Origin of the sequence: Halococcus sediminicola, from assembly GCF_000755245.1 — an archaeon.
Taxonomy (GTDB): Archaea; Halobacteriota; Halobacteria; order Halobacteriales; family Halococcaceae; genus Halococcus; species Halococcus sediminicola.
This window is the reverse complement of the sequence record NZ_BBMP01000006.1, coordinates 212,287-234,098: the sequence shown is the minus strand read 5'-3', so window position 1 is coordinate 234,098 and position 21,812 is coordinate 212,287. Positions and strand designations below refer to the sequence as shown.

General features: G+C 64.5%; 24 protein-coding genes and 1 tRNA gene. 11 read left to right on the top strand and 14 right to left on the bottom strand.

What is annotated here, in order from left to right:
* Positions 1-188: 188 nt before the first annotated feature.
* The 3 genes from ACP97_RS04075 to ACP97_RS04065 form a co-directional block, all read right to left on the bottom strand.
* Entirely contained in the window at positions 189-1,391 is a 1,203-nt protein-coding gene (locus tag ACP97_RS04075) for a prenyltransferase/squalene oxidase repeat-containing protein (protein WP_049996555.1), read from the bottom strand.
* Between the two features lie 58 nt (positions 1,392-1,449).
* Positions 1,450-2,823, bottom strand: a complete 1,374-nt coding sequence (locus ACP97_RS04070) for a PGF-CTERM sorting domain-containing protein (protein ID WP_049996601.1) — start codon at positions 2,821-2,823, stop codon at positions 1,450-1,452.
* 262 nt (positions 2,824-3,085) lie between these two features.
* On the bottom strand, positions 3,086-4,531 hold the full coding sequence (locus ACP97_RS04065; protein ID WP_336884751.1) for a PGF-CTERM sorting domain-containing protein: 1,446 nt from the start codon (positions 4,529-4,531) through the stop codon (positions 3,086-3,088).
* 240 nt (positions 4,532-4,771) lie between these two features.
* Between ACP97_RS04065 and ACP97_RS04060 the strand changes: the two genes are divergently transcribed.
* Entirely contained in the window at positions 4,772-5,878 is a 1,107-nt protein-coding gene (locus ACP97_RS04060) for a DUF354 domain-containing protein (protein ID WP_049996553.1), read from the top strand.
* On the opposite strand, the gene ACP97_RS04055 is transcribed toward ACP97_RS04060, so the two are convergent.
* From ACP97_RS04055 to ACP97_RS04035, 5 genes are all read right to left on the bottom strand, one after another.
* Complete coding sequence (locus ACP97_RS04055) at positions 5,875-6,888, bottom strand: lipid II:glycine glycyltransferase FemX (RefSeq protein ID WP_049996552.1); 1,014 nt, start codon at positions 6,886-6,888, stop codon at positions 5,875-5,877. The two genes, ACP97_RS04060 and ACP97_RS04055, sit on opposite strands and share 4 nt — an antisense overlap.
* A 288-nt stretch (positions 6,889-7,176) precedes the next feature.
* Entirely contained in the window at positions 7,177-7,980 is an 804-nt protein-coding gene (locus ACP97_RS04050) for a carbon-nitrogen family hydrolase (RefSeq protein WP_049996551.1), read from the bottom strand.
* Positions 7,981-8,409, bottom strand: coding sequence for a CoxG family protein (locus ACP97_RS04045; RefSeq protein ID WP_049996550.1), 429 nt, complete (start codon positions 8,407-8,409; stop codon positions 7,981-7,983).
* Positions 8,410-8,457: 48 nt separating this feature from the next.
* Positions 8,458-8,682: a DUF7123 family protein gene (locus tag ACP97_RS04040; RefSeq protein WP_049996549.1), complete on the bottom strand. Its 225-nt coding sequence runs from the start codon at positions 8,680-8,682 to the stop codon at positions 8,458-8,460.
* A gap of 49 nt (positions 8,683-8,731) precedes the next feature.
* On the bottom strand, positions 8,732-8,920 hold the full coding sequence (locus ACP97_RS04035; protein ID WP_049996548.1) for a DUF7525 family protein: 189 nt from the start codon (positions 8,918-8,920) through the stop codon (positions 8,732-8,734).
* 89 nt (positions 8,921-9,009) lie between these two features.
* On the opposite strand from ACP97_RS04035, the gene ACP97_RS04030 reads away from it, so the two are divergent.
* From ACP97_RS04030 to pstB, 9 genes are all read left to right on the top strand, one after another.
* Positions 9,010-9,996 carry an LEA type 2 family protein gene (locus ACP97_RS04030; RefSeq protein WP_049996547.1) on the top strand — a complete coding sequence of 329 codons (987 nt, stop codon included), beginning with the start codon at positions 9,010-9,012 and terminating at the stop codon, positions 9,994-9,996.
* A 48-nt stretch (positions 9,997-10,044) separates the two neighbouring features.
* Positions 10,045-10,788 carry an FAD-dependent thymidylate synthase gene (thyX, locus tag ACP97_RS04025; RefSeq protein WP_049996546.1) on the top strand — a complete coding sequence of 248 codons (744 nt, stop codon included), beginning with the start codon at positions 10,045-10,047 and terminating at the stop codon, positions 10,786-10,788.
* 60 nt (positions 10,789-10,848) lie between these two features.
* Positions 10,849-11,985, top strand: a complete 1,137-nt coding sequence (locus ACP97_RS04020; RefSeq protein WP_049996545.1) for a helix-turn-helix transcriptional regulator — start codon at positions 10,849-10,851, stop codon at positions 11,983-11,985.
* 60 nt (positions 11,986-12,045) lie between these two features.
* A tRNA-Glu gene (locus ACP97_RS04015) sits at positions 12,046-12,120 on the top strand.
* A gap of 79 nt (positions 12,121-12,199) precedes the next feature.
* The gene (gene msrB, locus ACP97_RS04010) at positions 12,200-12,619 is read left to right on the top strand and encodes a peptide-methionine (R)-S-oxide reductase MsrB (RefSeq protein ID WP_049996544.1); all 420 of its coding nucleotides are present in this window, start codon (positions 12,200-12,202) and stop codon (positions 12,617-12,619) included.
* A 68-nt stretch (positions 12,620-12,687) separates the two neighbouring features.
* Positions 12,688-13,776, top strand: a complete 1,089-nt coding sequence (locus ACP97_RS04005; RefSeq protein WP_237561085.1) for a PstS family phosphate ABC transporter substrate-binding protein — start codon at positions 12,688-12,690, stop codon at positions 13,774-13,776.
* Complete coding sequence (gene pstC, locus ACP97_RS04000; protein ID WP_049996543.1) at positions 13,773-14,828, top strand: phosphate ABC transporter permease subunit PstC; 1,056 nt, start codon at positions 13,773-13,775, stop codon at positions 14,826-14,828. Before ACP97_RS04005 ends, pstC begins: the two co-directional genes overlap by 4 nt.
* Positions 14,825-16,462 (top strand): phosphate ABC transporter permease PstA, encoded by a 1,638-nt coding sequence (pstA, locus tag ACP97_RS03995; protein ID WP_049996542.1) that lies wholly within the window; start codon positions 14,825-14,827, stop codon positions 16,460-16,462. Before pstC ends, pstA begins: the two co-directional genes overlap by 4 nt.
* A complete protein-coding gene (pstB, locus tag ACP97_RS03990) occupies positions 16,459-17,337 on the top strand; it encodes a phosphate ABC transporter ATP-binding protein PstB (protein ID WP_049996541.1) in 879 nt (292 codons plus the stop codon). Before pstA ends, pstB begins: the two co-directional genes overlap by 4 nt.
* A gap of 195 nt (positions 17,338-17,532) precedes the next feature.
* Here pstB and ACP97_RS03985 read toward each other — a convergent pair whose 3' ends face one another.
* The 4 genes from ACP97_RS03985 to ACP97_RS03975 all read right to left on the bottom strand — a co-directional run bounded on the left by ACP97_RS03985 (position 17,533) and on the right by ACP97_RS03975 (position 19,994).
* Positions 17,533-18,294, bottom strand: coding sequence for a TrkA C-terminal domain-containing protein (locus ACP97_RS03985; protein ID WP_049996540.1), 762 nt, complete (start codon positions 18,292-18,294; stop codon positions 17,533-17,535).
* 230 nt (positions 18,295-18,524) lie between these two features.
* On the bottom strand, positions 18,525-18,650 hold the full coding sequence (locus ACP97_RS20990; RefSeq protein ID WP_272913432.1) for a hypothetical protein: 126 nt from the start codon (positions 18,648-18,650) through the stop codon (positions 18,525-18,527).
* A gap of 35 nt (positions 18,651-18,685) precedes the next feature.
* Complete coding sequence (locus ACP97_RS03980; protein WP_049996539.1) at positions 18,686-19,336, bottom strand: alpha/beta hydrolase; 651 nt, start codon at positions 19,334-19,336, stop codon at positions 18,686-18,688.
* Positions 19,337-19,571: 235 nt separating this feature from the next.
* Positions 19,572-19,994: a DoxX family membrane protein gene (locus ACP97_RS03975; RefSeq protein WP_049996538.1), complete on the bottom strand. Its 423-nt coding sequence runs from the start codon at positions 19,992-19,994 to the stop codon at positions 19,572-19,574.
* A gap of 244 nt (positions 19,995-20,238) precedes the next feature.
* Between ACP97_RS03975 and ACP97_RS03970 the strand changes: the two genes are divergently transcribed.
* Positions 20,239-20,607: a winged helix-turn-helix transcriptional regulator gene (locus tag ACP97_RS03970; protein ID WP_049996537.1), complete on the top strand. Its 369-nt coding sequence runs from the start codon at positions 20,239-20,241 to the stop codon at positions 20,605-20,607.
* Between the two features lie 17 nt (positions 20,608-20,624).
* On the opposite strand, the gene ACP97_RS03965 is transcribed toward ACP97_RS03970, so the two are convergent.
* Together ACP97_RS03965 and ACP97_RS03960 are read right to left on the bottom strand one after the other, a co-directional pair.
* Positions 20,625-21,467, bottom strand: coding sequence for a BKACE family enzyme (locus tag ACP97_RS03965; RefSeq protein ID WP_049996536.1), 843 nt, complete (start codon positions 21,465-21,467; stop codon positions 20,625-20,627).
* Positions 21,457-21,648, bottom strand: coding sequence for a hypothetical protein (locus ACP97_RS03960; protein ID WP_049996535.1), 192 nt, complete (start codon positions 21,646-21,648; stop codon positions 21,457-21,459). Before ACP97_RS03960 ends, ACP97_RS03965 begins: the two co-directional genes overlap by 11 nt.
* Positions 21,649-21,812 lie beyond the last annotated feature (164 nt).

The following is a 21,812-nucleotide window of genomic DNA, read 5'->3' as shown; positions in this document are numbered from 1 at the left end:
GGACCGACGAACCGTCGGTCGTCGAGGCGTCGCTCACAGCACCGCCCCTCTGTGTAACCGATCCCGTATATAAAGCGGCGGCATCATTACCCCACCTTCGCCAGCAGGCTTATCAAATCTGTCGAAAGCGATCGGCGCTGTTCGCGGTGAGCGGCGACGAAACTATCTCACCGGTTGGGAAACTCGCATCACTCGCTCGCGGCGCGCTGGTCGAGATAGGTCGCCAGCGCGTACGCCATCCACGCCTCGCACCACCGCATCAGCGTGACCCGCTTGGTGAAGAACCGCTCGCGCCGGTAGCGGAACTTCCCGTCGCCGACGTACAGCGTCCCGAGCACCCAGTCGATGACGCGCTCGGCGGCCGCGAACTCGCCGGCGCGGCTGAAGACGATGATGCCCTGTGCGGCCGCGTGAATGTCCCGTGGATATCTGTTGGACTCGTCCCAGTTGGGCGCGCCGTCGTCCTCGAAGAGGTCCTCCCGATAGAACGCGAGTGCGTCGTCGAGCACCTCGGAGTACCTGTCGGAGCCGGTGAGTTCGCGATGGCGCAGCAGCGACTCGATGACGAACCCGTTGTGGTGGCTGTCCATCGACAGATGCGACGCCGAGGGCGGGTCGCGGTACATCCACCCGCCCTCCGGCCGCTGGCGCGAGACCACGTAGTCGAGGAGTTTCTCGCCGCGCTCGCGGTGTGGTTCGCCGAAACGCGCGCCGAGTTCGAGCAGCGTCACGCCGCCGAGCGCGACCGCATTGAGGGTATAGTGGTCCGACGACCACGCCGGGACGTACTTCATCCGCGCGCCCTCGTCGATCTCCTCGTATTCGAGGTCCTCGTCGATGAAGTCGGCGACCGAGCGCACGACCTCGGCGTAGTCGACGTCGCCAGTATCGAGATCGGCGTCGTGGGCCGCGAGCAGCGCCCGCACCGCGTACGACGTCGAGACCATGTCGGGGTAGGAGGGCAGGCCCTTGATGTCGAGATGCTGGATCTCGTGGCGGTGTGCGCCACAGAAGCCCGCGTAGCCCGGCGTGCGCTCCGCGATCAGCCAATCGGCGAGGGCGCGCGCCTCCCGTTCGTAGTCGACGCCGCCCTTCTCGCCGAGACCCAGCCTGTGGGCCGTGAGGTTCGCCATCGTGAATAGAGCCGTGCCCTTGTAGTTGCGCCGCTGCTCGACGAGAAAGAGCGGGCGCACGTTGACCGGCGCGCGCTTGATGGTCTCCTGGACCGCGAGGTTCACCCACTTGTTCTCGACGGGCAGCGCCTGCAACAGCCGGCTGCTCATCCCGTCGCCGTAGTCCCAGCCGGTGTAGTCGCGCTCGCGGGCGTAGCCGAGCGTCTTCCCGAGTAGTTCGCCCGTGAGTCCCGTCGGTCGGAGTTGCGATGCTGTCATCGGATGGAAGAACTCGGTCGAGACAAATCCGTTCGTCGGAATCGAAGCGACAGGTCGATTACTCGCGCCGCGTTGCGAGCAGCGCCGCGCCGAGCAGCGCGACGACGGCCACGGCGATGCCGAAGCCGGGACCGGACGAACTGCTGTCGCCCGAACCGCTGCCGTTTCCGGAGCCGTTGTCGCCAGCGCCGCTTTCGTTGCCGGCGCTCGCGTTCGAGTCACCGGAGGCGTTCGAGCCACCGCCGCTACTGCCGGTCGTGGCGGTCGCCTCGGTGAACTGCTGGCCGGTGATGTAGATGCTGTCGTCCTGTGGGCTGGTCGTGCTGTCGTTGTCGAGGCTGACCACCGAGCCGTCGTCGATGCGCGTGACGACGTACTGACCCTGCTCCAGTTCGCCGGTATCGAGCGTGGCCGAGCCGTTCGCGGCGGTCTCGAACTGTGTCACGGTGCGGCCGGCGCTGCCGTTCTCGACCGTCTGGAGCTGATAGCCCGTGCTCGGCTCGCCCTGTCCGAAGTAGAGCCGTGCCCCCTGGTCGTACTCGCTGCCGGATTCGACGCGCCCGTCGGCGTCGACGGTGGTGACGAAGCCGGTCGTGTTCGCCGGCTGGCCGTTGTTCGTCACGACGGCGTCCTCGTTCGGATCGAACGTGCCGTTCAGCCGGTCGGACTGCGTATCGCCGCTGGTCTCGTAGTAGGCGACGGCCATCAGCTGCTGGCTCTCGTCGACGTTCCCGTTGAGATTGACGGTGTAGTTGCGCTGGTTGTACAGCGCGATGATGGGCTCGGTGCTGCCGACCAGCTCCCCGCGCGAGCCGTTGTCGGCGACGGTGAACACGCCGATGTAGCCTGCGTTCGGAATGACGCCCGAGACGTTCACCGACTGGTTCGCGCTGAACTGCGAGGCGCTCTGGTTCGGGAACGAAAGCGACGCGCTCGCGACCCGGTAGTCGTCGGTCACCGGACCGTCGGTCGTGCCCGAGGGCGTCGTCGCCGAGACGCCGATCGTGTAGCTCCCGTCGGCCGAGGGTGTCGTCACGTTCGGGACGTCGGCGACGATGCGGTCGCCGGCACCGACCGACACCGGCTGCTGGAAGGTGAGCGTGATCTGTCCGTTCTGCGTCGTCGAGACGTTCGCGGGATCGACCGTCCGCTGCCCGTCCGAGCTGGCGACGATGACCGAGGCCGAACTCGCGCTGACGTTGCCGACGCTCCCGTCGAACCCGCTGCTCGCACCGAAGTCGAGCGTCATCGACTTCATGCCGTTTTGCGTGATGGCGTCGCTCGACTGGGCGACGACCGAGACGGGAAACTCGGCCGCGTTCGTTCCGGGCGAGTGCGGGTACGGTGCCGCGGTATCAGAGTTGAGCGCTGCCGCCGATCCTGTGAAGGCGATGCCGCCGACGAGTGCCGAAACGAGCACTACGGTAATCATGAATACGCTGCGCCGTGCCGTCGTCATGGCTGTAGATCCCTCATTGTGTGGTCTCCGAGAGCCGCTCGTGACGGATACAACGGCCGATTTCGGCCGCTCGGATCACGGGATGGCTCCCTCGTAGGTGTAGCTGTCAGCCGCATCGTACTCATTTCTATCGGTTCGCATCCATGTGTCGTGGTAGCGCAAGCCACTACGGGCTCCGTTCCCGGATGTCGGAACGGCGAAAAATCGGACGTTCGTGACGACGACAGCGGCCGATTCAGCGGTCGCGCCGCGTTGCGAGCAGCGCCGCGCCGAGCAACGCGACGACGGCCACGGCGATGCCGAAGCCGGGACCGGACGAACTGCTGTCGTCCGAGCCGCTGCCGTTCCCGGAGTCGTTGCCGGCTGCGGCGTCCGTCCCGTCGCCAGCCGCCGTTTCGTCGCCACCGGATTGGCCATCGGTCGCGGCGTCCGTACCGCTCGCCTGAGTGGTGGCCTGCGTGGTCTGTTGCTGGCCGGTGATGAAGATGCTGTCGTCCTGTGGACCGGTCGTGCTGTCGTTGTCGAGGCTCACGAGCGAGTCGTCGTCGATACGCGTGATGGCGTACTGTCCCTCCGAGAGGTCGCTCGTGTCGAGGACCGTCGTCCCGTTCGCGCCCGTCTGGAACTGTGTCGCGGCGGAGCCGAGTTCACCTCCGTCGACCGACCGGACCTGATAGCTCGTGCCCGACTCGGCCTGTGGGAAGTACAGCCGCGCACCCTGTGGGTACTCGCCACCGGATTCGACCTTTCCGTCCACGTCGAGCGTCGAGACGTTCGCCGTCGCGTTCACGAGCGTCCCGTTGACCCTGAGGGGCTGGTCTGCGCTCGGGTCGAATGATTCGCCCGCACGGGTGCCCGCGGAGCGTCCCGACGACTCGGTGTAGGCGACCGCCATGAGCTGCTGGCTCTCGGAGACGTTGCCGCCCACGTCGATGGTGTAGTTCTGTGCGGCCGGCGTGGTGGAGACGTTCGTCGCACCGACGAGTTTCCCGGGTGAGCCGTTCGGCGCTTTCGTGAACACGCCGACGTAGCCGCCACCCGGGACCGCCGCCGAGACGTTGAGCGTCTGCTGGTCGCTGAACTGTGAGAGGTCCTGATTTTCCATCGATATCTGCGGTGAACTCACCGAGTATGTGACCGTCGCCGGTCCGTCGGTCGTTCCCGAGGGGTCGGTGAGCGTGCCGTTTATCGGGTAGGTGCCCGGCTGGCTCGGTGTCGTGAAGTTCCCCACCTTGACGGCGATTTCGGCCCCGGTGTTCGGGCTGTCCGAGGCGAACCGTGGGCGAACCGGCCGCGGAAGCGTGATGGTGAGTTCGTCACCGGCTTGATTCGAGGAGACGCTGATGTTCGAGACCTCGACGATATCGCTGTTGTTCTCGGCGATCTCGATGCGCTTGCCGCCACGCACCGCGATGAACACGTCGTCGTCGGTCACGTTGGCGACGCTTGCGCCCTCGCTCACGTCGAGCGTTATCTCCTTGATGCCGTTTTCGGCCACGGCATCGCCGGGTCTGGCGACGTAGACGAACGTGCCGAGCGTGTTCGAGCCGGGCGTCAACGGGTACGTCGCGCCCGCGCCCTCGTCGAGCGCGGCCGCCGTTCCGCCGAGGGCGACGCCGCCGACGGCCGCCGAAAGCAATACAACCAGTACCATCCCTGCGGTTCGAATCGTTCGTGTCATGGGTTTCGTTCGACAGCGTGTGAGCGTATCGCTTCAAGTGGCGCAGGCCGGTCGTATATGACTAACGGCTTCGCCCGAGCGAACCACGGACGAGTGAGCGCACCGAAATCCGCGTCACACACCGCTCACGGATGGCTCGTCGGACGAGGACGGCGCAAGTGCCACGGAACGAACGACACGATACGGTGAGTGGACCGACGTGTTTAGGAGCGTCGAGTTCGTCGCTACCAGTACGACGGAATGAACTATCTGTTCTTTACGAACACTCCTGCGCACGTCCACCTCTACAAACACGCCGTCGCAGCTCTCGACGAGCGCGGTCACGAGGTGCTGATTCTCGCTCGGGATTACGGCTGCACGAAAGAACTACTCGACTACCACGACCTCCCGTACCGGTTGTACGGTCGGCTAGCGACCGAAAAACGTTCGCTCCTGTATCAGCTCCCTCGCCACTACCTCTCGATACTCAGGCAGACGCGGCGGTACTCGCCCGACCGCATCTTCGGAATGGGTGCGTACGCGGCCCACGCGGGCGCGCTCTCGCGCACGCCGGTGACGCTGATTCTCGACTCGGAGCCGACGTCGCTCGACCACGCCGTCTCGCGGCCGTTCGCCGACACCATCCTCACGCCGGCCGCCTTCGGCAAGGATCTGGGACCGAATCACTACCGCTTTCGCGGGTTCAAGGAGTGTGCGTACCTCCACCCCGACGTGTTCACCGCCCGCGAGGACATCCGCGACCAGCTCGGCGTCGCGCCGGACGAAAAATACGTCATCTGTCGGTTCAACGCCTTCGGCTCGCATCACGACGTCAGCCACTCGGGCATCGGGCCGGCCGAGCGGCGCGAACTCATCGAACGTCTCGCCGACGACGCGACCGTGTTCATCTCCGACGAGAGCCACAGTATGGATTTCGAGGGGATCGACGCGCGCCCGTTCGACCTCCACCCAGGACTGTTACACGACGCACTCAGTGAGGCCCACCTCCTCGTGGCCGACACGCAGACGATGGTCACCGAGGCCGCCCTCCTGGGGACGCCCGCCATCCGGTCGAACTCCTTCGTGGGCGAGGCGGACATGGGCAACTTCATCGAACTCGAAGACGAGGGACTGATATTCAACATCGCCTCCTTCGAGCAGGCTATCGAGCGCGCCGAATCGCTGCTCGCCGACGACGATCTCGCCGAGAAATGGTCCGAAAAGCGCGACGCGTTCATGGCCGACAAGGTGAACCTCACCGACGTCATCGTCGAACTCGCCACCAGCCCCGACGGGGCCGATGCGGTGGCGGGCCTCTCGCACGAGGATCCACCGCGACGCCCCGACCCGCCGACGCCGGAGCGCTAGAGCCGTTCCGTGACCCGGTTGACCAGCCCGTAGGCACCTTTCGCGGCGTCCATCGCCACTCCACCCGATTCGACGGTGTAGTACGGAGTCAGCTCCCCACCAAATTTCGATTTGTACCGACAGAGCTGTTCGGTGTTCGCGCCCACGAGGTCGTACTGGTTCACGGAATCGATGGGCGGGTTCTCTGCGATGTCGTTGATGATCCGCCAGTGGAGCAGGCTGTTGATGCTGACGTTCTCGTGGGTCGCGCGCGCACCGCCGAGCCAGTAGTACGCCGCGTCGTTCGAGAACAGCACGATCACCCCACCCAGATACTCGCCGTCGGCGCGGGCGACATACACCCGACTGCGCTCGCCCAGCTCCTCGATGACGTCCCGAACGTAGGGCCACGTCGGGCCGAACGCCTCCGACTGCTCGGCGTAGCGCTCGGCGGTCTCACGGAAGACCGTCTCGCCGCCCCCGACACCACTCGTCTCGATGTCGATGTCGAGATCCATCCCCGAACGGATCTCCCGGCGGAGGCTGCGGCTGAACGAGTCCATGAGGTCGTCGGGGTCGGTGTCGACTGCGAGGCGGTAGGTGAACGCTGGCTCGACCGACAGCCCGTTCCAGCGATAGGGACGCGGGTCGGCGTAGTCGGGCGGACAGAGGAGGCGAACGAGCGTCCGCGGCGCGTCGGCGTCGAGCACCCCCAGAAGCTCCTCGGTGAACTCACGGTTCACCTTCTCCCGTTTGCGCTGTTTCGGGCTGGTCGGCATGACGAGCGGGCCGAGGTTGGGGACGGCCATGCCGGGCGGCGGCGAGGAGACGATGCGCAGCCCGCCCGTGTGCCGGACGAACAGCGGTACCATCGCCACCAGTTGCTCGCCGCGATACCCCCCGAGAAGGTAGCACTCGCCGGGCGCGTGTCGGTCGAGCACCGACAGCGCCTCGGAGGTGTGAAAGACCTCGAAGCCACGCTCGGGGAGTCCCTCCTCCCACGTCTCGAAATCGAGCCGCTCGACTCTCATTGGTCGAGCGGGCGTGCGCTGGCGTTCATCATCGATACGTATCACACCCCGGCAGCCGGATAAAGGGGTTGTCCTTTCGACCGTCGGAGCCCTCACACAGTCGCGACTAACGAAGTGGCGCTCGTGAGAGACGGAGTGGGACCGCGAGGGGCGAATCCGGATTCGAGTGGGGGTGCGCGGCGCGACGGGCGCTGTGTTGCCGGCTGCGACGAGAAAAGCGTCACGTACCGGCAGATGAACGAAGACACGCACGCCTGATAAGTCCCTCGTTTCTCTCCTCGGTCGCGACTATCGCCGGTCGCCCAACGCCGGGAACTCCTCGCGCACCTCGCTCACGCGCTCGGGGTCGACGTCGGCAGTGACGACGGCTGGCCCTTCATCGGTCTCTGCGAGCACCTCGCCCCACGGGTCGTATACCGCCGAGCGCCCACAGAGCTCCGTCTCACCGAAGCGCCCGGAGCCGTTGCAGGTCGCCACAAATAGTTGATTTTCGACGGCGCGCGCTCTGGGAAGCAGCCGCCAGTGGTCGACGCGCGGGTACGGCCACGCACTCGGGACGAGAATCAGGGTCGCACCCGCGTCCACGAGTTCCCGGTAGAGTTCGGGAAAGCGCAGGTCGTAGCAGGTCGTCATCCCCACGGTGAAGCCCTCGAACTCGGTCAGTCCGAGCGACTCGCCCGGCACGAGCAACTCGGCCTCTTTCGATTCGTAGCCGAAGAGGTGGTGTTTGCGATAGACCGCCCGGCGCTCGCCCGCGCGGTCGAAGAACACCGACGTGTTCGCCAGTCCCGCCTCGCTCGGGGTGTCGAACCCGTCGCGCGCGCTCGCCGCGAGGTCCTCGACGATGGAGCCGGCGAGCACGCCAACGTCGTGTTCGCGCGCCGCGTCGGCGACTCGTGCGAGCGTCGGCCCGGCGAGCGACTCGGCTTCTTGCTCGTAGGCATCGAACGCGAAATACCCCACGTTGAAGATCTCGGGCAGGCAAACGAGGTCCGCACCCGCGTCGGCAGCCTCGGCGATAGCCGCGAGCGCGCACTCGACGTTCTCGTCGGGCGTGGCGTCAACGGCGTGTTGACAGCAGGCGAGGCGCATTCAGTTCTCGATCGCCGCGTCCTCGCGGATGGCGGTTTCGAGGTTGTCGAGTTCGTCGTCGAGGTTGCGTTTGAAGAACTGCTCGACGCCGGGCATCTTCCCCTCGACGGTGAAGCGGTTTCGCAGGCGCGTCCCGCCGTCGACGGCTTCGAGGTCGTGTTCGCCGACGACCCGGAGTACCCGCGAGCGCCCGACGAACTCGATGTGGGTCGGTGGGTCGCGTTCGGTGTCCTCGGTCTCGACGGCGATGGTGCGGTTGACGAACGGAATGGGGAGTGAAATGTGCCACGTGGCGTGGGTTTCGTCGTGAATGTCGAACGATTCGACGACGCTGATGGGCTGGGCGCGCTTGCCCGGGTCGGCGATGAACTCCCAGACTTCGTCGGGCGAGGCGTCGAGTTCGAAGGTGCGTTCGACCCGGACAGTCATGACTCGGTTAGGAAGTCAGTCGGTAAAAATCCGCCGAAGCGCTCGCTTTCAGCCGGGCGTGATGCGCCACGTGGTCGACTTCGCGCGGCTCCACTTCTCGATGTCGATGTCCTCGGACTGTTCGGCCAGCCGTGGCAGCCGGACGCCGACCTGTTTGGCGGTCAGCCCGAGCTGGTCGGCGATGTTCTTCGAGCGGAAGTAGCGCTCCCCACGGGAAACGCTGTCGTGGAGGTACGCGAGAATCCGCCGGTCCTCGTCGGTGAAGTCGGTCATTACGAAGACTACGGTCGTGACGTTCTTAACGCTTTGTGGCGGGCCGAGGTCAGCCCGACAGATGGATCGCGGCGATGGCGATCGCACCGGCGAGCGACGCCGCGGCGAAGCCCCACGCGGCGGTGAGTTGGGTTTCGAGCAATCCGGCGACGAGCGCGACGAGCGCGCCGGCGAGCGCGAGCATCACGAACAGCACGGCGAAGCCGACGCCGCGGTCGGTCCCGACGGATGTGGACATAGCGGCGCTATCACCGGCGGGGACTTAGTTCGTTCCATCACGGCGAGCAACCGACAGCCTATTTCTCCTCTCGACGAACAGTGCAGCCAATGAATCGCACGCGTGCCGCCGTGCTCGCTCTCGTCGTCCTCGCAGCGGTCGGCGGTGTGGCCGTCCTCGCCGTCGAGCGCCCGACGGTCGAGGGGACCGAAAGCCGGTTTTCCGGCGTGAACGACTCGACGACGCTCGTCACGACCGAACTCGCCGTGGCGAACCCGAACCCGGTCGGGGTCAGCCTCGGGAACGCGACGGTCGATCACTCGGTGCGGATGAACGGCATCGTGATGGGGAACGGAAGCCGGGAGGGGTTTCGTATCGCCGCCGGCGAGACATCCGTGAACTTCACGACCGCCATCGACAACCGAAAAGTTCCCGCGTGGTGGGCGAGTCACGTCGCGCGCGGCGAGCGAACGCGACTCACCACGGGGGCGAGCGTCGACGTGCCGGTATTCGGTACCGAGCGGGTGAGCGAGAACCGGACGGTGACCACCGACATCACGGGCGCGTTGAACGCGAGCGAGCCACGGCCGATAAACGCGAGCCTGCCGCTGATTGACGACCCCGTGCTGGTGGTCGATCGAACGACCGCGACGTGGGGGACCGTGACTCCCGAAACGACGCCGCTCGACATCGCTCTCGGGGTGGAAAACCCGAGTGAGATCCCGATTCCGGTGAGTCGAATCGACTACACCGTCACGATGAACGACATCGCCGTCGCCAACGGAACCACGGGTCGGGGCACGGTGATTCCACCCGGCGGCGAGCGGACGGTTCGGACGAGCGCGGCCATCCGCAATCGCAAGCTCGACGACTGGTGGGTCAGCCACGTCGAGCGCGACCAGCACACCGACCTCCGGGTGTCGCTCGTCGCCGTCCTCGACCTCCCCGGCGACACCACAGTACGAGTGCCGCTCGACGGCGCTGGCTACAGCACCAGCATCGACACGGACGTGTTCGGTACGAAGAACGGGTCGGCCGCCGGAACGGATTCGACTCGGCTGACCGGGAGAGCACCGCCGGGCCCCGAACCGTCGTGAGCGGGCGCTGATCGACAGGATATTACATCGGGCTGTATCGCTTTCGGTATGGACGTCCGCCTGCTCGAAGCGACCGACGACCCCGAGAGAGTGGTCTGTATCGGCGCGCGCAACGACTATTCGTCCGGTTTCGTCGGCGAGCAGTCGTTCGCGGAGACGATGGCGACCGTCGAGGGCGACACCATCGAGGAGAAAAAGCGCACGCTCATCGGCCACCTGCTCGACCACGGCCACTTCGGCCCGTTCGAGCACCCCCAAGCCACCTTCGCCGTCGAGGGCGTCAGCCGCTCGTGCATGGCCCAGCTCACCCGTCATCGCCACGTCTCCTTCGACGTACAGTCGATGCGCTACGTCGCCTTCGACGAGGTCGATCCGGCGGAGGTGCGTGAGGGTGCGATGGTCGTCACGCCGCCGTCGGCGACCGATCCCGACTGGGTGGGCCGCAACCAGCGCGGCGGCGCGGCCGACGAGGAGGTGGTGGAAAAACGCGAGCAGGTCTTTCGGGAGTCGGTCGTCGGGTCGGTCGAGAGCTATCAGGAGCTGCTCGATACCGGGATGCCGCCCGAGGACGCCCGATTCGTGCTGCCGATCGGCACGGAGGTGAATATGGTGTTCTCGATGAACGTCCGGATGCTGATGCACGTCGCGGACATGCGCGCGGCCGCCGACAGCCAGTGGGAGATTCGGGAGTTGACCGAGGAAATTCTGGACCTCGCCGCCGAGTGGTGTCCGCTCACCTTCGCCCACTACGACGAGCACATGAAGGGCCGGAAGAACCGGCTCGCACCCTGATTCGCCCGAAGGGGCCGGGGTCACAGCGTTTTTATATGATGGTCCGGTCATCTACGATGGATGACGCGGGTGTGGCTGCTCGGTCTCGTCGCCGCGATAGCGCTGGGAGCGCTCGTCGTTCCCGCGATAGCGGTCGGCGACGCACAGCAGACGGCCGCACCGAACGGTTCGGAGGCGGCGACGGGGTTCGACGAGGCGCGCTTCGTGGTCACGGTCTACGAGAACGGCTCGGCGCGCTGGACCCAGCGCTACAACCAACCGCTCGGGAACGAGACCGAGATCAGTCGCTTTCGTGCCTACGCCAACCGCTTCGAGAACGAGGAGACACCCCTGTACACGGATTTCAGGGAGCGCGCGACGGCGCTCACCACAGAGGGGTCGAACGCGACCGGGCGGGCGATGAGCGCACGAGGGTTCAGCCGTGACGCGCAGGTCAGTTCGCGACCGGACGCGACAGGCGTCGTCGAGATGTCGTTCGTGTGGCGGAACTTCACGACCGCCGAGGGAGGCTACCCGGTCGGCGAGAGCTTCGACAGCGGGCTGTATCTCTCCCGGGGAACCTCCATCGAGTTCCGGGCCGGGCCGAACCTCGAAGTCGACTGGGACGAGGTCGACCCCGAACCCGACGCATCGGCCAACGGCTCGGCGAACGTGACCGACTCGCTCACCTACTTCGGCCCGGCGCAGTTCGCGGGCGGCCATCCACGGATCGCCTTCACCGAGGAGTCGGCGCTGATGGCCGAGGGTGATTCGCTCCCCGGCACGCCGCTCGTGTGGATCGTCGCGGCGCTCGCCGTCGTCGCCCTCCTCGGTGCGGTGGTCGTCGGGCGTTCGGAGGCGTCGATACCGTTTCGAGACGAGAGCACCGACGACGAGCCGACGGACGCGACCGCCGTAGAGACCGAACGCGAGGACGCGGCCGACGAACCGGACGCACCGCCGGAGCCGACGGTGAGCGCTGCGGACCTCAGGAGCGACGCGGACCATATCGAGGAACTGCTCGAGGCCAACGGCGGGCGGATGCAACAGGGCGACATCGTGTCCGAAACCGACTGGTCGAAATCGAAGGTGAGTACATTACTCTCGGAGATGGCCGAGGAGGGCCGTGTGAGCAAGCTTCGCGTCGGCCGCGAGAACATCGTGAGCCTCGCGGGCCACGAACCCGAGGCCACCGGGTCGCCGTTCGATGAGGAGTAAGGGAAAAGCGCAACCGTTAAACCCGATTCGTCGCTACGATCGAGTACAGACACGAAGCGTGCTCTGGTGGTGTAGTCCGGCCAATCATATCACCCTCTCACGGTGATGACCAGGGTTCGAATCCCTGCCGGAGCATTTTCGAGCGAATACGACCCACCCAGCGGTCGCTCCGCCACGCCACAACAGCCAAAAGCGTGCGTCCCCTCCGTTCGGTATGTCGAACGAACCCGCGACGACCGGCGAACTGCCAGAAACCGACGAGGAGTGGCGCGAGGTGCTGACCGACGAGGAGTACGAGATCCTGCGCGAGCAGGGCACCGAACCCAAATTCAGCGGCGAGTTACTTGACCAGCACGACGACGGCACCTTCGTCTGTGCGGGCTGTGGCACCGAACTGTTCTCCTCGGACACCAAGTTCGAGTCCAAAACGGGGTGGCCGAGCTTCTCGGACGTCGCCGACGAGGGGAACGTCGAGCTCCGGCGCGACACCAGTCACGGAATGGAGCGCACCGAAGTGGTCTGTGCGACCTGTGGCGGCCATCTCGGCCACGTCTTCGATGACGGACCGGAACCCACGGGTAAGCGCTACTGCATCAACTCGGCGGCGCTCGGCTTCGACGGCGACGAATCGTAGCGCCCGTACCCACGTCTATATAGATTTCATAGTAGAGTATTTATCCTCCCTGCGGTTAGCGATGACTGATGCAGGAAACGCCTGTGAGTCGGCGCGCAGTGCTGGCGGGCGGGGCCGGACTGTGCGCGGGGCTTGCTGGCTGTATCAGCACGAGCGCGACGCCGCCGGACAGCGCGGACGCGAACGATTCTTCGGGCGGTGAAACGGGCGACGCGCCGACCCTGAAGGCGGGTGGCTCATCGACGGTGTACCCGGTCGTCGACAGGGCCGCCTCGTTCTGGGGAACGAACGCCGCCCCATCCGAGGGAAAGTTCTGGAAACCGACCAAATACGGCATCGACACCGACGAGCGCCTCGCCGACTACTGGGCCGGACTGTACGGTTTCGACGCGACCAAGAGCGACTCGCCGCCGATCGTGGTGAGCGTGAGTCTCAGCCACTCGGGGACCGGTCTCGAAAAACTGCGCAGCGGTCGGCTCGATCTCGGCAATTCGAGCGCGCCGGTGAAAGCCGAGTTTCCCGATCTCGCGGAGAAGAAACTCTCGAAGTACGAGGATCATGTGGTGGGCGTCGACGCCCAGCCGATCGTCGTCAGTCAGGCGATCAAAGAAGCGGGCGTCAGCGAGATCTCGGCGAAAACACTCAAAGCCATCTACAAGGGCGAGATCACCGACTGGAGGGGGGTGCCGGGCTACTCCGGTCCGAGCACGGAGATCCAGGTCGTCGGGCGCTCTGAGGGGTCCGGCACCGACACCGCCTTCCGGAACAACCTCTTCGGCGACCCGAACGCCGCGATCCCCGGCGTCGACATCCGCAAAGGTGAAAATCAGCAGGTCAAACAGATCGTCACCAACTCGACGAACGCGCTCGCGTACATGGCGCTCGCGTTCGTCGACGACTCGGTGCCGGCCATCGCGCTCACCTTCCAGGGAACGAAGTACGTGCCCGGCGAGAACCTCGCCGAGGGCGGCTACCCGCTCGCACGCGATCTGCACTGTTACACCTACGACGGCACCTCGAAGAAGGAAGCCGCACTATTGCGGATGCTCGTCAGCGGGTACGGCCAGCAGTCGTTCGTCAAGGCCGTGGGCTACTCGGCGCTGCCACCGAAACGCCGGAAGAAACAGCGCGAAAAACTCCCTAACGCCAAGCGATGAGCGTCGAACGCGGGCTCGTCGACCGGTTCGAAGCGCTCTCGATCGCGACCCCCGTCGGCGTGCTGCTCGGGATCACGCTGGTGGCGGTCGCGCTGACCTTCTTCCTCGCGCCCGGTCTGGTGATCTACCCGCTCGCGGCGTTCGCGCTGGTCGTCGTCTACGGGGTCTTCAACGAGCAGGGAACGACCGCCCGCGTGCTCGCGCTCGCGGCGACGGTCGTGACGGTGCTCGTGCTCGGGCTCATCACGATCTATCTCGTGGTGCAGTCGATTCCGGCCTTCCGGCTCATGGGTCTCGACATCCTGACGAAGACGGGCGGTGCGTTGTGGGACCCGAGCGCGGAGATCTACTCGCTCGTGCCGATGATGTGGGGCACACTCGTCACGACGCTCATCGCCACCGCCATCGCCGCCCCGCTCGGCGTCGCCGGCGCGGTGTTCATCGCCGAGATGGCTCCCGACTGGGCGCGTGGGCTCCTCAAGCCCGCCGTCGAGGCGCTCGCGGGGATTCCCTCCATCGTCTATGGGTTCATCGGCTTCGTCGTTCTCAACCCGTTCATGGCCGAGGAGTTCTCGCTCCCGACGTTCGGGAGCCTGTTCGTCGTCGGCATCGTCATCGGCGCGATGGCGCTCCCGACCGTGGTATCGGTCGCCGAGGACGCCATCGCGAGCGTGCCCGGCCCGATGAAGGACGGCTCGCTCGCGCTCGGGGCGACAGACTGGCAGACGACGACCGCTGTGACGCTGCCGGCGGCCTTTTCGGGCGTGTCGGCGGCCGTCCTGCTCGGCATCGGCCGCGCCGTCGGCGAGACGATGGCCGCGACGGTGATCCTCGCTCACGCACAGGCGCTTCCCGACCCGCTGTATGACGTGTTCGGCAACACCGAGACGCTCACGAGCCTCATCGCCAGCCAGTACGGCATCGCCAGCGGCTCGCAGATGAGCGCGCTGTTCGCCGCCGGCGTCGTTCTCTTCGTCACTGTGCTCGGCCTGAGCATCGGCTCGCAGTACGTCGAACGACGGATGGAGCGAACGCTCGGGGGCGACACATGAGCACGGACACGGGTGTTGCGAGCGCGCTCGATCGGGGAAGCACCGGCCCGCTGCGGTACGCCGGTGGGGCGGTCGTCACGCTCGGTGCCATCGTGCTCGTCGCGAGCCTGCTCGCGTTCGTCCAGGTCGTTCCCACCACGATCACGGGTGCGTCGCTGTTCGACGTGCTTGCGCTCGCACTCGTCGCGGCGGCGTGCTGTCTGATCGCGGTCGTCGTCGCCGCCAAACTGAGCGTGCTCGACACCGCACCGGACCACACCGCCGGCACGTCGCTCGCGACCGTCTTCGGTCTCGTCGGGCTCGTCGCCGGCGGACTCGTGAGCGCACAGACACTCGGATTCGGTACTCTGTGGCCGCTCGGCGCGCTCGCCGGCGCGGCGCTCGGGATCGTGCTGGCGATCGTTCCGCAAGAAGACAGCGCGCTCGCGGCGACGGGTGGCGGGTTCTCACTCGTGGTGGGTGGGATCGTTCTGACGGACGTCATCGGCCCGGACTGGCGATGGCAGCCGGAGGGCCTGTCGGCCGCGTTCACGCCCGAGACGACCCTGCCGATCCTGCTCGGCGTCGCCGGATTGGTGCTCGCGTGGGTCGGCGCGCAGGCGGCCGCTGGCTTCGGCACGCAGGGCAAGGCGCGCGGCGCGTCGCTGCTCGTGAGCGCGAACGCGGCGGGCATGATCGCGCTGCTGGTCGTCCTCATCTCCTTTATCGCCGTGCGCGGCTGGGGGCCGATGACCGAAGGCATCCGTTTCGGGCTGTTCTGGGAGCCGGTGACATGGTTTCAGCCACCCGGCTGGGACGAGTACGTCGTCATCAGCGCTCCCCTGCTCTGGTTCCACTGGCCGTTCGTGATGGAGGGGTTCGCGATCACCAACGCGATCAACGGCGTCGCGCCGGCCATCGTCGGTACCGTCTGGCTGGTCGTCGGTGCGGTGTCGGTCGCCATCCCGCTCGGGGTCGGCACAGCAGTATTCCTGACCGAGTACGCCGAACAGGGTCGGATCACGTCGCTCGTCGAGATCGCCACGAACGGACTCTGGAGCACCCCGAGCATCGTCTACGGGCTCTTCGGGTTGGCCTTCCTCGTGCCGCGCATCGGCAACGGGAGCAGCCTGCTGTCGGGCATGCTGGTGCTCAGTTTCATGCTCCTGCCCCTCGTCATCATCACGAGCCGCGAGGCCCTGCTCAACGTGCCCGACCAGTACCGCGACGCGAGCGCCGCCCTCGGCGTGAGTCGCTGGCAGACGATCAAGAGCGTCGTCCTACCGGCGGCGATGCCGGGCGTCGTGACTGGTGCGATCCTCGGCGTGGGCCGCATCGCGGGCGAGACCGCGCCCATCCTGCTCGTCCTCACCGGCGAACCGTTCCCCGAGACCGGACCCGATCTGTTGAACTTCGGGGCGGCGTTCACCTCGTCGTTCCCGTTCGTCGAGCTGTCGTTCCTCAACACCGACGCACTGCTCCAGCCGGCGACGGCGCTGCCCTACCAGCTGTTCGCCACCATCACGGCCGGCGTCGGCGACGTGGGCGAGGGGTTCTCGTGGGGGACGGCGCTCGTTCTCCTGCTGGTGGTCTTCGCCTTCTACGCGGTCGGCATCGCCTCGCGGCGCTACTTCGACACCAAACTTCAATCATGAGCACGCTACAACAGGACCGCGACCGGACCGCCGGCGAGAGCGACGAACGCACCGAACCGGAGTGGACGAACTACGACTTCGACAACAGGACGAAGTTCGACATCGACGACCTCGATGTCTTCTACGGCGACGAGCAGGCGCTCGAAGGGATCAGCCTCGACATCCCCGCAGAGAGCGTCACGGCGCTCATCGGCCCGTCGGGCTGCGGGAAGTCGACGTTTCTTCGCTGTCTGAACAGGATGAACGACCGCGTCAAGAGCGCGCGCGTCGAGGGCAGCGTCGCACTCGATGGCCAGGAGATCTACGGCGACGGCGTCGATCTCGTCGAGCTCAGAAAGCGCGTCGGGATGGTGTTCCAGCAGCCGAACCCGTTCCCCAAGTCGATTCGAAAGAACGTCTCGTACGGCCCGCGCAAACACGGCGACGTCGAGACCGGGCTGCTCGCGCGGCTGTTCGGCGACGACGCCGGCGACGAGGACGCGCTCGTCGAGCGCGCGCTCCGACAGGCCGCCCTCTGGGAGGAGGTCGACGACCGGCTCGACGACAATGCACTTGGATTGTCAGGAGGACAACAACAGCGCCTCTGCATCGCGCGCTGTCTCGCCGTCGACCCTGAGGTCATCCTGATGGACGAACCCGCGAGCGCGCTCGACCCGATCGCGACCGCGAAGATCGAGGACCTCATCGAGGAGCTCGCCGACGACTACACCGTGGTCGTCGTCACCCACAACATGCAGCAGGCGGCTCGTATCTCGGACCAAACGGCGGTCTTCCTCACCGGCGGCGAACTCGTCGAGTACGGCGACACCAACGAGATCTTCGAGAACCCCGACAGCCAGCGCGTCGAAGACTACATCACCGGCAAGTTCGGCTGATCCCAGAAGTCTGCACTCAGACGACTGGATTTTTCACACAATAGAGACTGAAATCGACTTTGCAGGAGCCTGTGAATAGCCAGTATACCACCCGAGTTCAGTTGACACCGAAACCGTGAGCACAGAGGACAAGCGGAGTACCCGATCGGCCTACCGAATTCTGAGGATGGGATCGATCGGAAGCACAAAACCGATCTACGAGTATGTGGGAAATTCTCCCTCTTCAGTATTCAGCTCGTGGTCTTCGATGGCTTCGGTATGGGCTCTCTCATCGTCCTCCGTACGTTCCGAGAGTTCAACCAATCTATCTTTCTTCCCGTAGGCGGTAAGTGTGTCACCGGACTGGAGGGTGTAGTTCGGGTCGGGCGGGCTGATATACGATCCGTCTCGTCGATTGATCCCCAATATCATCACGCCCTCGGCATTGAGGTCAAGACTGCCGAGCGATCCTCCGGCGAGCCAGTCGTTGTCTTCCGTTTCGAGTTCCGCGATTCGATAACCTTCCCGAAATTCCAGGAGATGTGTGTAGTCGTTAAATTCAAGCGTGGTAGTCCGGTTGAGCGCCCACTCGATGCCGGGAGTAATGAGGCGGTTGAACCAGCGACTTCGAGCGAATAGCCCGAGCACGACGGCACCGACGACGAGGTACGCTACCTGAGGCCCGGCAAACGTATTGACTTGGGTGAACCAAAGCGCGAGCGACGCGACGGAAGTGACGATACCGATACTCCCCGCTCGAATGAGGGTTTTGACGATTGCACGCCGCTGTGGTGTCGCAAGCGCGCGCTCGGCTTCGTCGGTGGTGAATCCCGCACCCGAAAACGCCGAGGAAGCCTGAAACGAGGCGATTTCCCGTGCCATGCCAGTCATTACGAGCGCGATGGCGCCAGTACGAATGATCAACAGCGAGACGGCTGCCACGAGCAGGAGGGTGATGATCGCTATTGGTGTCGCCATGAGGGGAAACTAACGCGATCACGTCATATGACGTTTCTTTGGCGGTACGTCATACCAACTATCATACGGTGTTCGGTTGCGATATCCACCCAAAGCCAATGATTTCTCCGCAACGACTCGGATACTCCATCGAATTAGCTGCGATCGTATCGGCGTGTCGTAGAACGATTTTCGCTTGAACTGACGAGTGCTGCTCAGGAGAAGCAAGTCGAACCGAGCCGCGGACTGGATCAGTCCGCAGCGACGGTGTAGCTATCCGGCACGCTAATACTGTCGGTGACGAGAGGCCACTGGCGGCCGAGTTCATCGTCGAGTTCGTGCTTGGCCGTGCGCTGCGGCAGTATACAGCCATCCATCCGCAGTGGGTGTCTCCCGAGGTGACTGGCTGAACTCACTGGGGACTATCCCGAGTGAGACCATCGAGGAGATCGGCCACCGCATGAAGTTCGTCCTCGTTGATGCCGTGGCTCATTCCTTCGTAGAGACGCATGGTCACGTCGGCGTCCATCCGTTCGAAGACATCGGCTGTCGTACGGACTCGTTCTTCGGGGATGTGTGGGTCCACGTCGCTACAGCCGAGGAACACGGACGTGTCCGCAAGGTCACCCTCGTAGTCGTCGGGGGCAACGTCTTCACCGATGAGACCGCCGCTCAAGACTGCAAGCCCACCGTAGCGCGTTGGGTTGCGCCCGACGAACTCGCTCGCGAGACACGCGCCCTGTGAGAAACCAAGGATCATCACACGGTCCGTCGAAATGTCCGCCTCGTTGGCCTTACTCACGGCGTCAGCGATGGCTTGCAGCCCCGACGTGCGCTCGGGTTCGTTCGATTCGATGGGTGCAGTAAACGCGTTCGGATACCACGTATTGCGGGCGGCCTGTGGGGCGAGATACGCGATATCGTCGTGGTCGAACTCATCGGTCATCTGGACGATACTCCGAGCGGTCGCTCCACGGCCGTGAACGAGAACGACAGCGGCCTCGGCAGCCTCCACGGACGCGCCGGCCGTCACGAGGGGTTGGTTTTGATGGGGTCCAGTCACGTCAGTGTGCCTCCGGTATGCGAGCCGATTCGATCTCGGGAAGGTGCTGTTCGAACATACCTTGTCCACTCTCTAACCACGACGAGAGCCTTAGCCTTGTTCCCAGTCTTGTGAAGGACTTGTCACGGGTGAAGCTCGGTTTGTTGGTTTCGATGGACACTACGTGGTGAAGTCCGCTTGTTTCGTTATTCATGTGATGTCTTGGGTGGTTGTGGAACGGAGTTCTCTCGCTCTGCTATAGTCCGAGTCCAATGCCGAGTGCATAGGCCCACGTCTCACTGCTGAGAGCGAGGAAAACCAACGAGGCAGCGAGGAGTTCGACGTTCTTGATGAAACTCGTCATCTCGTCTTGCTGTTGGTCCTCGGGCACGGCCCAGAAATCGTGCATCTGTGGTGTCACGATAAGGAGGAACACCACGAGTAGTCCTGCGGCGATTGCTGGATACACGCCAAGGAGGATACCGAGTCCGCCGAGTACGAGCAATCCACCCGAGGCGAGGACACCGAATCGCGCCGCGGTCACGTTCTTGAACTCGGCATACTCGGCCATCGCATCGGTATTCAGGAAGTGGTTGAGGCCCTGATATATGAACAGTCCACCGAAGAGGATACGCGCGATCAGGAACACGATGGCTCCGAGTCCAGCATCGATTGCCATTAGGCTCTCACCTCCTGTATGGTCGGATGATTGTCGGGTTGTGCAACGGTCGTGGGAGCAGCATTCGGTATCACTACAGTATCTAGTTCGTTCTGGAACCTACTTATAATCTTGCTGTCATTAGTGATACCAGGTTGTGTGGGTGTTATCCGGAGGAGGATGGGCTATTTCCAGTATCACTTTGTAACCGGATTCGGATACGAACCTATATGTGTGCGGAAGATCATAGTCTAGGTAGCATCTCATGGCAGTGAACAAGACGCGGAAGGAAGTGGACGACCTGTACGATGAGGGAGCGTGTTCGGTCATCGATTCGTTGGAGCAGATCGGGTCGCAGTGGCGACTCATCGTGCTGCACGACCTCCAAGAGGGTGAAAAGCGGTTCAACGAACTCAAGCGCTCCACTGACGCGAGCTCTCGAACGCTGTCACGCGTCCTGAGTGATCTTCAAGAGACGGGGTTCATTACGCGCCGACTCGAAGAGGACGCCCCCGTGGCGACGTACTACGCACTGACGGAGAAAGGGACATCGCTCTGTCCTGTCTTCGACGAAATCGAGGCGTGGGCCGAGGAGTGGGTTCAGGAACCCACAGTCAGCATGAATTCAGACTAACACACCACGTTCGGCAATCAGAGGCCGAGGATCCGTCGTGCCTGCGTCGGCGTTGCGACCTCCCGACCGAGGATTCCGGCGATGTCTGCGGTTCTCCCGACGAGTTGTGCAGTACTCTCCGCGAGGTCGCCGCGTCGGTAATAGACGTTGTCTTCGAGACCGACACGGACGTGCCCACCGAAGAGAATTCCCATCGTGGTAAAGGGAAGCTGATGCGGGCCGAAACCAAGCGTGTTGAACATCGCGCCGTCGGGGAGGTCATCGATGGCATTCAGGAAATTCCGTGGACGTGGGCGCGTGAGCGTCCCCGACCCGAAGATGAGCGTCGCGTACACGGGGTCGTCGAGATCGCGTCTCTCGAGCAGTCCGTGGACTTCGTTACGGTGACCATCGTTGAACACTTCGAGTTCCGGCTTGATGCCGCGGTCAGCCATTTCGTCGTAGAGTGCATCGATGGTTGCGCGCGTGTTCTCGCTGGTCAGGTGGACGTAACGATTCAGCGGTCCCATATCGAGCGATGCCATCTCCGGTGACGGATCGGTGTGGAGCGACTGCCGCCGTTGTTCGATCGGTGCGCCAGTCCCGCCGGTCGAGTGCTGGATGATGACGTCGTCGGTCCGTTCACGCACAGCGTCCGTCACTGCTTGAAAACGTTCGGTCGAAAAGGCACGTTCACCGTTTTCTCGTCGGGCGTGGAGGTGAACGATGGCGGCACCGGCGGACTCCGCGTCGGCGGCTGCGCTCCCGATCTCCTCCGGTGTCTCCGGAAGGTTCGGATTCGCTTCCTTGCCGTGGACGCCGCCGGTCAGCGCGGCGGTGATGACGACGGGTTCGCCGTTCAGATACGCCTCATACCCCATTTTCGGCTTCTGCTTCGCGGTATATCTCACAGTCGGTCTCGTGGTCGAGATCGTAGCGGTCGTTACAGATGTCGGCGCGCATCGGCTGGACGAACGTGGTAGCTGCTGTGCAGTACGCGCGCGGCTCGTCGAACGAGCGTTCACCGGCTTCGTCGCGGTAGTCGAGATATGGGCAGGTCACACGCAGGTGTTCGGGAACACTGAATAAAACGATTCGTGGACAGTGAAGACACGTGGTTACAGTGGTGTCATGACATCACGTGACAATCTCTTTGGTCGATCCACTGACGACGAGTCCGCTCCGAGATCCCTGCCTTTTTAGCTTCTCTGGGAGATCTCCGACAC